The sequence below is a fragment of the Frateuria sp. GZRR35 genome (assembly GCF_051900415.1).
Taxonomy (GTDB): domain Bacteria; phylum Pseudomonadota; class Gammaproteobacteria; order Xanthomonadales; family Rhodanobacteraceae; genus Frateuria_A.
Map to the genome: position 1 here is coordinate 242697 of NZ_JBHZGL010000006.1, position 9767 is coordinate 252463.

Below are 9767 nucleotides of genomic sequence, written 5' to 3' on the forward strand. Positions count from 1 at the left end.
AGTCGCCGCATTCGCAAAGGGCGCGCCATCATCACCAAGGAACACCATGCACCACGCCAGCGACATCCTGCTTACTCTGTTCCTCGTCTTCGTCGCCGCGCAGATCGGCGCGGAGATCGCCCAGCGCCTCAAGCTCCCGGGCGTGGTCGGCGAAATTGCGGCCGGCTGCGTGATCGGCCCTTCCCTGCTGGGCTGGATCAGCCCCGATCAGATCCTGCCCGGCACGCCGCTGGATGTGCTGGCCGAAATCGGCGTCGTGCTGCTGTTGTTTTCCGTCGGCCTGGAGACGCGACTGGAAGACCTCAAGCGGGTTGGCAAGGTCGCCTTCCTGGTCGGCGTGCTCGGCGTCCTGATCCCTTTTGCCATGGGCAGCGTGTGGGCGCACGGCAGTGGATTTCCCTGGGGCAAGTCGCTGTTCATCGCCGCCGCGTTCGTCGCGACGTCCGCCGGCATAACGGCGCGCGTGCTGCAGGAGCTGGGGGCGCTGCAGCGGGTGGAAAGCAAGGTGATCCTGGGAGCTGCGGTGATCGACGACATCCTGGCCATGCTGCTGCTCGGCGTGGTGGTTTCGCTCCAGGACGGCGGTGGCTTCGAGCCGCTCAAACTGCTGGCGGTCCTGGGCAGCGCGATCGGGTTCATCGCGTTGGTCGGGCTCGGTGGAGCGCGGGTGATGCGCTGGAATTCCGCATGGCTCGAGAAGCCGCAAAGCGCCCACTCGCCGCTGGCGATCGTGCTCGCGATCTGCCTCGGCTTGGCGTGGCTGTCCACCCTGTTGGGCCTGGCGGCGATCATCGGCGCCTTCCTGGCCGGCATGATCGCCTCGGAAACGCGCCAGCAGCACACGCTGGAAAAGCAGACCCAGCCGTTACTGGCCCTGCTGACGCCGTTCTTCTTCGTCGTCACCGGCAGCAAGATCGACCTGGCGCAACTGGGCAACGGCCAAGCATTGTGGATGCTGGCTATCGTCACCGTGATCGCCATCGTCTCCAAGCTGGCCGGTGGCTGGCTCGGCTCGCTGGCGCTGGGGCGAAACGCCGCGACCATCATCGGTTTCGGCATGGTGCCCCGAGGCGAGGTCGGGGTCGTGGTCGCGAGCCTGGGCCTGGCGGCCGGGGTGTTCAGCGACCGCATCTACGCGATCATCGTGGCGATGTCGTTGCTCACGGCGATGGTCACGCCGCCGGTGCTGGCATGGCTGCTGAAGCGCTACCCGGCCGATGCCGGGCTCAACCCGGACGCAGGCGGATGAGGGGACGGTGCCGGGCAAGCACCCGCTGCATCCGCTCGATAAAGGCCTGCCGCAGCCGCACTGCCTTCTCCGCGTCCGAATCGTCCAGGCGCTCGGCCCGCACACGGTCGCGGTGCTCGATTTCCAGAATCAGCAACCGATGGGCTTCCGCCAACCTTGCCTGGATCTTCTCGTCAAGGACCATGGTCATACACCGAGCGGCCCGCGGGACGCCCATGCTACGCGGCTTTTGTGACAGACGGCCGCTGCTGCGACCGGATGGTTTGTGGGTGACCGCTGACGCCTGGTCGGCGTCCGCCGGGCCCAATTCGCGCGCAGTATGAGGGGCCACCGAGCCGACCGCCGTAAGGGAAACCTGATCCTACTGTGGGCGCAGACAGCCGCCGGATCGCCCGGCGACAGGGATCACGCTCGTTGGCCGAAACCGAACATGCGAGCCCGCAAAGAACCGTAACCAGCAGCAGGACCAGTACGCCTGCCCGCATTCTCGACGTACATGCCGCGCCCTTGAGGGGAACCCACGGCACTTACTGATCCCGCTTCGCGCTTGATGACAGCGCCCAACGCGCGATGTGGCGGAGAGAGTGGGATTCGAACCCACGGAAGGTTTGACCCTTCGCCGGTTTTCAAGACCGGTGCCTTAAACCGCTCGGCCATCTCTCCGTTGGACTTGGGCGCTCGGCTACGCCTCAGGCGAGGCGGTCGAGGCCTCGCAGGTAGGGCTTGAGTGCGTCGGGTACGGTAATCGAACCGTCGGCGTTCTGGTAGTTCTCCATCACCGCGATCAGCGTGCGGCCGATGGCCAGGCCGGAGCCGTTCAAGGTGTGGACGAGCTCGGGCTTGCCCGTTTCCGGGTTGCGCACACGCGCCTGCAGGCGGCGGGCCTGGAAGTCCTCGAAGTTCGAACAGCTGGAGATCTCGCGATACGTGGCCTGGCTGGGCAACCACACTTCCAGGTCGTAGGTCTTGACCGAGCCGAAACCCATGTCGCCGGTGCACAACAGCATCTTGCGGTACGGCAGGCCGAGCAGTTGCAGCACTTTTTCCGCATGGCCGACCATTTCTTCCAGTTGCGCGTAGGACTCGCCGGCGCGCGCGATCTGCACCATCTCGACTTTCTCGAACTGGTGCTGGCGGATCATGCCGCGGGTGTCGCGGCCGTAGCTGCCGGCCTCGGCGCGAAAACACAGGGTGTGCGCGGTCATGCGCAGCGGCAGCGCGTCATGGTCCTGGATGGTGTCGCGCACCAGGTTGGTCAACGGGACTTCCGCGGTGGGAATCAGGTAGCGCTTCGATTCGCCGACTTCGGTGGCGAACAGGTCGTCCTCGAACTTGGGCAACTGGCCGGTACCCTGCATGCTGTCGGCGTTGACGATCACCGGCACGTTGCACTCGAGGTAGCCGTGCTCGCCGGTGTGCAGGTCGAGCATGAACTGGCCCAGCGCACGGTGCAGGTGCGCCAGCTGGCCGCGCAGTACGGTGAAGCGCGCACCGGAGAGCTTGGCGCCGGCATCGCCATCCAGCCAGCCGTGGCGCTCACCCAACTCCACATGATCCTTGACCTGGAAGTCGAAATTCCGCGGCTGGCCCCAACGGCTGATCTCGACGTTGTCGTGCTCATCCTTGCCGACCGGCACCGACTCGTGCGGAAGATTGGGAAGGCCCAGTGCGATGCCGGCAAGCTTGCACTGCACCTCACCGAGCGCCTGCTCGTTGGCCTTGAGCCTGTCGCCGATGCCGGCGACTTCCGCCATCAGCGGCGCGACGTCCTCGCCCTTGGCCTTGGCCTGCCCGATTGCCTTGGAGCGGGTGTTGCGCAGGTTCTGCAGTTCCTGCGTCTCGGTGGACAGGCGCTTGCGCTCGGCCTCGAGCACTTCGACGGCGGCAATGTCCAGGTCGAAGTTACGGGTTTGCTTGAGGCGCGCGGCGGTCTCGGCCAGGCGCGAACGCAAAAGAGCGGGGTCCAGCATGGGAGCGTTCCGTCGAAGTGCTTGAACGGTGGATTATCGCCGTGCGGGACAGGCGCTAGCAACGCGGCGCCATTTTTGGGTCCACCTGGAGGCCAGTAGACGAGGCCGGGGCGATGCACCGTCCGCATCGCCAGGCCGTCTATGTCTGTGATCGCGCGGATCCAGCGGCTCGGCCTCTGGACGTGAAGCCCATGCTCGATCGTGGAGGCGGCCGATCACCGCCGCCTCCACATAGGCCGCACCGGCTTCGGTGGCCGCTCAGAACGAATAGAGCATGGACAGGGTGAACACGTCAGCGTCGGTGTCGTTCGTGGAATCGAACGGGTGGTCGAAGGTGTAGCGCTGGTACTGCAGGCGCACGCCGACATGATCCCAATGGTAGGTTCCGCCCAGACCCAGGAACAGGTTGTTGCCCCAGTCGGTGCCCGTGCCGGAATCGACCTCCATGCCGTTCAACTGCAGCGTGTAGGGCGCCCGGATGCGCCAGCGCATCATGCCCACCTGGGCGAACATGTCCAGGGTGTCATCGATGGGCCAGATGCCCAGGACGGACAGCCCCAACCCGCGTGCCTGGAACTTGGTGCTCGAATCGAGCACGCCCGAAATCGGCGTACCCGGCGGGATATTGAAGCTGCCGACGCGCTTGACGTCGCCGAAGTTGACGTAATTGAGCTCGGCGGCAATGTACGGATTGAACTTGTACCCGCCGAAGAACTGATAGCCCGTGGTGGACTCGTCAAACCGATACTCGTCCTGCGACAACGGATTGCCGAATGGATCGGTAAACGGCAGGTGACGCTCCGCCTCGGTGGCATGCAGGCTGAAGCTGTCAGTGGCGACGCCGGCACCGACGTACCAGGGCTGGCTTTGTGCCGCATGCGCCGAACCGCACACGGCCGATGCGAGCAGGAGAACGGCAAGAAAACTCTTCATGTATTTCACTCGGTTGCTGTTGGAAGGAGCGGGCTGCATCGCCCGCGGGCATGGATCCGTCATTGGTTCGCGTGCGCTTGCGCACGCTCGGGTCCCGGCACGGAGCTGGCCGGTTGTTGCAGGGGAATCGAAAAAGAGGCGGTCGCCAGCGGGAGGGAGTGGCCGTCGATCGGCCAGGCGCGCTGCCAGAGGATGTCGACCGACTGACCGCCAGTGTCGGCAGCGACGGCGCCCACCCACATGCCGTCCTGTTCCCAGGCGCGCAGTTGCCAGGTATCGGCCTTGGCCGTGGCGCCATCGAGCTGCAGCAGGCGCGGTGCCTGCTCGGCTCCGAGGCTTACCGAAAGTTGTCGCAGATCGCGGACGATCCCCACTCCCTGGGCTTTCAGACATGCCTCCTTGCGTGTCCAGCAGCGGTGGAACGCGACCATGCGTTCCGATACCGGCAATTCGTCGAACAGCATCCGCTCGAGCGGCGACATCACCTGGCGGACAAGCGCGTCCAGCTCGGGCAACACGCGCACCCGCTCGAGGTCGACACCCACGTCGATGTCGCACGCGACGGCGCAGATGGCCCGCCCGGCGGCATGGGTGAGATTGAACCGGACGCGCCCATCGTCCAGCGCTGGCCGGCCATGTGCATTGTAGGTAAACACGAGCGAGTGCGCCGGCTGCCCGACATAGCCCGCAAGCAACGAACGCAATTGGCCACGGCCAGCAACGAAACGCCGGCGCAACAGCGGATCGGCCAGGCGGCCGGCACGAGCGTGTTCGTCCGCACCGAGCACGGCGTGCAAGGCGCGCGCCTCGCCGTCACCCACATCCAGCCCCAACGGCCACAGGTGAATCTGACCCGGCAGCGGTAGCTCGAGCGCGCTCATGCGGCGCCGACCGTGGCGAGCGCAAACGGATACAGATCGCGCACCAGTGCCGACAACACCAACTGTGGCCCGTCGTTGATGAAGAAGTGGCCGCCCGGGAACATGCGCAGCGCGATCGGGGCACCGGTGTACGCTTGCCACGCCTGCAGCGTATCGCGGCCCACGCCCTGGTCGGCCAGGCCGCCGTAGACCGACAGACCGCATGGCAAGGGCTCCGGCTGCTGGCGCTGGTAGTTGCGGGCCATGGCGAAATCCGCCCGCAGCGTGGGCAACAGCATGTGCATCAGCTCGTCGTTGCGCAGCACTTCTTCGGGCGTGCCCTGCATGCCGCGCAATTCGTCAATGAAGCCCGCATCGTCGAGCTCATCGCAGTCGCGCCCACCACGCATCAGGTGCGGGGCGCCGCGTCCTGACATGATCATGTGGACGGGTGGCGGTAGACCGCGGCGTAGCAGTTCCAGCACCAGTTCGTAACTGACCACCGTGCCGAGGCTGTGCCCGAAGGTGGCGTAGGGCCGCCCCAGCTCAGGCTCGATGGCATCGGCCAGCCGCTGCGCCAGCGTCGCAGCGTCCCGCAACGGCGGTTCGTCGTATCGAACCTCGCGCCCAGGCAGCATGACCGCCACCGGTTCGATCATGTCCGGCACGATCTGCGGCCACTGCCGGAAGACTGCGCTTCCGCCCCCGGCGTAAGGAAAACAGAACAGACGCAGGCGCGCCTGCGGACGGCGCGCCAGAGGCGCGAACCAGGCGGACGAGCGCGTGCTCACGGGGCGTCCTCGATGGGCGAAGCCGCCGCATGCAACCTGCTGGGCGCGGTTGTGGACAGGCGCCCGACCGCCGCCAGCCGCCGCGAACCGGCCACCGCACCGGCCAAGGCCATCAACACCAGCCCGATCAACACGAACATCAAGGCCATTCCGCGTCCCGGCCCGGCGCCGAACCAGGGCCCCAACGCAAGGGCGAGTGCACCGTCGGCCGCCATCCAGGGTTCGAAGAAATGCGTCGCCAGCCAGGGAGAAGCCAGGTAAGCCACCGGCAGGCTGCCGAAGGCAACAGTGTTGCGCACGGCGAACACCCTGCCCTGCAGCGTGCCCGGCACGCGGTCCTGCCAGATGCTCTGCAGGCTGGCGTTGATCAGGGGGATGCAGATGAAGTAACAGAACACCGCGCCACCCCACAGCCACACCGACGCCCGCAGGCCGCCGAGCACCATGCACAGGCCACCGATGGCCAGACCGCCCCATACCCCGCGCAACGGTTGCGTCGGCACACCCCAGGTACTGGTGGCCAGCCCGCCGACTACCATGCCCGCGCCGCCGACACTGACAAGCACGCCGAGCACCGCTTCGGTACTGACGGTCAATACCATCGGCGTGAACAGCACTTGGACGAACCCGATGGAGAAGTTGCAGGCAGCCACCAGCAACAGCAGCCAGCGCAGCCCTGCCGTGTCGCGGATGTGGGCCAGTCCCTCCCGCAGCTCCTGCATGAATGGCGGCTGCGAGCCGCCGCTTCGGCGGTCCAGCTCCGGAAAGCGCAACAAGGCAAGCGACACGGCCGCGATCGTGAAACTGGCACAGTCGACGAGCAGGATCGCCCGAAGATCGGTCGCCGCCAGCAGCACGCCGGCCAGCAGCGGGCCAGCCACGAACGCGCCGGCCAGGCCCAACTGGACCATGCCGTTGGCCCGACCGCGCGTCTCGCCGTCAGGCACCAGCAAAGCGACCGACGCAGCGTAGGCCGGCTGGTGGAACGACGCGAAGGTCGCCCCCAGCAACGTCAGCGCATACACATGCGGCATGTCCAGGTCTTGGCGCGCAAGCAGGATCAGCAATGCCAGACCGCACAGCCCGGCGCCAGCATCGCAGGCAACCATCACCCGCTTGCGTCGCCAGCGGTCCACCAGCACGCCCGCGAACGGCGAGAGCACGACGGGCGGCAACATGGCGCAGAACACCACAAGACCAAACTGGGTGACCGAGCCGGTGCGCTGGTAGACCCATACCCCCAGTGCGAACGACAGCATGCTCGAACCGAGCGCGGAAAGGGCCTGTCCGGCCCATAGCGTGAGGAAGGTAGCGTGCAGCTTCATGTGTCGCAGATGTCCCGCGTTGAATAGTGGGCGACCGCTCGCGCGATCGCTTCGATGAAGGTGAAGGACGCAGGCATCGGAAAGCGGGCAGCAGCGACGCCTTGGCGACGACGATCTGGGCGCCGGATGCATCCAAACAGCGGCGCATGCGCCGCTATCGCCCCGGCCCGGGATGCGCCGCACCGGCGCGGACCGGGTGTTGCACGCCCTCGGGGGACGGGCGTTTTGCCACGCCCTCCACCCATGTTGCCGATCTTCACTGTCATGTCCCCTTGGCGGCCATCGCACACGTCAGGCGGATTCGGCCGTCGCTTGCGTACTCCGGTCCCCTTGCCCTGCGGGCCGGTCCAGGTGCTTGCGCAACGCCTCCGCCAACACCGCGACGTGGGGCTGCGCAAGCATGCCGAAGTGATCACCCGGTACCTCCTCGACAATGACCCGGCCATGCACCGCATGCTCCCAGTCGCAAGCGGTCACCGGCCTGGCGTTGTCCGAGGCGGCGAGGAGCGCGACTTCGCCCACATAAGGCTTCGGTGTGTGGCTGGCATAGGCGCGCAGGTTTGCCTCCAGTACGCGGATCTGCCGCAGCGCATCCTGACGTCCATACCCTTCGGGCAACGCATGGTTGGCGATGCCCTTTGCCAGCACGAGAGACACGCAGTCCTCTTCGTCCAGCCCGGCGATATCGGCGATGTCGAAGCCCAAGGCCTTGCCCCACAAACCCGCCACGAGCTCGGCACGGCCACGCGGTGCGCCGATGGAAGCCGGATAGGCATCGAAAAGGCCCACGAAAGCCACCTCTTCTCCTGCGGCTCGCAACTGGCGCGCGACCTCCAGCGCAACGGTTCCTCCCATGGAATAGCCGCCCAGGTAATAGGGGCCTCGCGGCTGCACCTGCCGCATGGATGCCATGTAGGTGGCGGCCATGCGCTCGAGGTCGTCGCACGGCGCTTGCTCGGGCTCAAGACCAAAAGCCTGGAGCGCGTGGACGGCTTGCCGCGGCCCGAGCGCGCGGGCCAATTCGGCGCAGAAGTAAACGGTGCCCTCGATCGGGTGCACCACGAACAGCGGTACCGTACCGGGCGCGCCCGGCTGCACTGTGACGACTGGCGACCACGTCGATTCTGATGGTCCGGCGATCGCGCGCGCCATCGCGCCGAGGGTGGGCGCAGCGAAGATCTCGCGTGGCGAGAGCATATGGCCGAGGGCCTCTCGCACGCCGGTGGTCAGTCGCATCACCATCAACGAGTGACCACCCAGTTCGAAGAAGTTGTCGTGCAGGCCGATCGGCGCCTCGCGACCCAATACGCGTGCCCAGACCTCCGCCAGCGACCGTTCCACCGCGGTGGCCGGTTCCACGTAGCGCGCGTGCGATGCGTCGGCTACGTCCACCGGCGGCAGTGCACGGCGGTCGAGCTTTCCGTTGGCGGTCATCGGCAACGCATCCATACGCACGAAATGCGCCGGCACCATGTATTCGGGCAATCGGTCGCGCAGACCGGCCCGCAACGCGCCTTCATCCATGGGGCCGGCGGTCACCACATAAGCCACCAGGCGCTTATCGTCCCCGTCGAGCGTGACGACCTGCACGCTGACCTCGCGCACGCCCGCCAGTTCACCGAGTGCTGTTTCGATCTCGCCCAGCTCGATGCGGAAGCCGCGAATCTTTACCTGTTGATCGATGCGTCCCAGGTATTCCAGGTCGCCCCCGGGCAACCTGCGCACCAGGTCGCCCGAGCGATACCAGCGCCTTCCCGGTTCGTGGTCGCCGGCGACGAAACGTTCCGCCGTCAGTGGCGGGCGCTGCAGGTAGCCGCGCGTGACACCTGGACCGCCGATCCACAGCTCGCCGGGCACGCCCAGCGGGGCGGCGTGGCCGTGGGCGTCGACTACCTTGACCGACAGGTCTGCCAACGGCCGACCGATCACGCTCCCGCGCGGACCATCGAGCTCCGATTCGGCGATCCGATGGAAGGTTGCGGCCACGGTCGTCTCGGTGGGTCCGTACATGTTCACCACGCGCGAATGGTCGCCATAGCGCGCGAACCATGGCCGCAGACTGGCCGGGTCCAGCGCCTCGCCGCCCAGCGCCACCTGCCGCACCGACAACCGCTGCGGCGACTGCGCATCCACCCGCAGCAGGCTGCGGAACGCCGTCGGCGTCTGGTTGAGGAACGTCACCCGCTCGCGCAACAGCAGCGCGTGATAGTCCTCCGGTGAGCGGCTGACCCAGTAAGGCACCACCACCAGACAACCGCCGTGCAGCAGCGCGCCCCACATTTCCCAGACCGAGAAGTCGAACGCGCAGGAATGGAACAGCGTCCACACTTCGTCCGGGCCGAAATCGAACCAGCCGCGTGACGCTTCGAACAGGCGCACGACCTGGCGGTGCTCCACCTGCACGCCCTTGGGACGGCCAGTCGAACCGGAGGTGTAGATGATGTAGGCCAGCTGTTCCGGCACGTTTTGCCGCGCGGGGTTGTCCGCCGGCTGCGCGGCCAGGGCCGTGTCGCCCTCATCCACCGAAACCCGCGCGAAGTCACCTTGCGGAATGCGCTCGCGCACGCTCTGCTGGGTCAGCACCGCCACCGGCTTGGCGTCCTCCAGCATGTAGGCCAGGCGTTCCGGCGGACAGGCCG

The 9767-nt window shown here is 66.8% G+C and carries 8 protein-coding genes and 1 tRNA gene; 1 reads left to right on the plus strand and 8 read right to left on the minus strand.

Annotated elements, in window-relative coordinates; genetic code table 11:
* Positions 1-46: 46 nt before the first annotated feature.
* Positions 47-1249, plus strand: coding sequence for a cation:proton antiporter (locus tag ACFWZ3_RS09770; RefSeq protein WP_439707541.1), 1203 nt, complete (start codon positions 47-49; stop codon positions 1247-1249).
* Here the strand turns inward: ACFWZ3_RS09770 and ACFWZ3_RS09775 are convergent.
* The 8 genes from ACFWZ3_RS09775 to ACFWZ3_RS09810 all read right to left on the minus strand — a co-directional run.
* Entirely contained in the window at positions 1227-1439 is a 213-nt protein-coding gene (locus ACFWZ3_RS09775) for a hypothetical protein (RefSeq protein WP_439707542.1), read from the minus strand. The genes ACFWZ3_RS09770 and ACFWZ3_RS09775 overlap by 23 nt on opposite strands.
* 383 nt (positions 1440-1822) lie before the next feature.
* Positions 1823-1912 (minus strand) — tRNA-Ser (locus ACFWZ3_RS09780).
* Between the two features lie 26 nt (positions 1913-1938).
* A complete protein-coding gene (serS, locus tag ACFWZ3_RS09785) occupies positions 1939-3219 on the minus strand; it encodes a serine--tRNA ligase (RefSeq protein WP_439707543.1) in 1281 nt (426 codons plus the stop codon).
* Positions 3220-3477: 258 nt separating this feature from the next.
* Positions 3478-4152 carry an outer membrane beta-barrel protein gene (locus ACFWZ3_RS09790; RefSeq protein ID WP_439707544.1) on the minus strand — a complete coding sequence of 225 codons (675 nt, stop codon included), beginning with the start codon at positions 4150-4152 and terminating at the stop codon, positions 3478-3480.
* A 59-nt stretch (positions 4153-4211) separates the two neighbouring features.
* Positions 4212-5033 carry a 4'-phosphopantetheinyl transferase family protein gene (locus ACFWZ3_RS09795; RefSeq protein ID WP_439707545.1) on the minus strand — a complete coding sequence of 274 codons (822 nt, stop codon included), beginning with the start codon at positions 5031-5033 and terminating at the stop codon, positions 4212-4214.
* Positions 5030-5803 carry a thioesterase II family protein gene (locus tag ACFWZ3_RS09800; protein ID WP_439707546.1) on the minus strand — a complete coding sequence of 258 codons (774 nt, stop codon included), beginning with the start codon at positions 5801-5803 and terminating at the stop codon, positions 5030-5032. Before ACFWZ3_RS09800 ends, ACFWZ3_RS09795 begins: the two co-directional genes overlap by 4 nt.
* A complete protein-coding gene (locus tag ACFWZ3_RS09805) occupies positions 5800-7128 on the minus strand; it encodes an MFS transporter (RefSeq protein WP_439707547.1) in 1329 nt (442 codons plus the stop codon). The genes ACFWZ3_RS09800 and ACFWZ3_RS09805 overlap by 4 nt, the downstream gene beginning before the upstream one ends.
* A 291-nt stretch (positions 7129-7419) precedes the next feature.
* A partial coding sequence (locus ACFWZ3_RS09810; RefSeq protein WP_439707548.1) for an amino acid adenylation domain-containing protein occupies positions 7420-9767 on the minus strand: 2348 nt, incomplete at its 5' end.

Excerpts from the sequence above, each read along its gene's own strand:
- ACFWZ3_RS09775 (WP_439707542.1), bottom strand. The coding sequence starts at position 1,439 with ATGACCATGGTCCTTGACGAGAAGATCCAGGCAAGGTTGGCGGAAGCC.
- ACFWZ3_RS09795 (WP_439707545.1), bottom strand. The coding sequence starts at position 5,033 with ATGAGCGCGCTCGAGCTACCGCTGCCGGGTCAGATTCACCTGTGGCCG.
- ACFWZ3_RS09805 (WP_439707547.1), bottom strand. The coding sequence starts at position 7,128 with ATGAAGCTGCACGCTACCTTCCTCACGCTATGGGCCGGACAGGCCCTT.
- ACFWZ3_RS09770 (WP_439707541.1), top strand. The coding sequence starts at position 47 with ATGCACCACGCCAGCGACATCCTGCTTACTCTGTTCCTCGTCTTCGTC.
- serS (WP_439707543.1), bottom strand. The coding sequence starts at position 3,219 with ATGCTGGACCCCGCTCTTTTGCGTTCGCGCCTGGCCGAGACCGCCGCG.
- ACFWZ3_RS09790 (WP_439707544.1), bottom strand. The coding sequence starts at position 4,152 with ATGAAGAGTTTTCTTGCCGTTCTCCTGCTCGCATCGGCCGTGTGCGGT.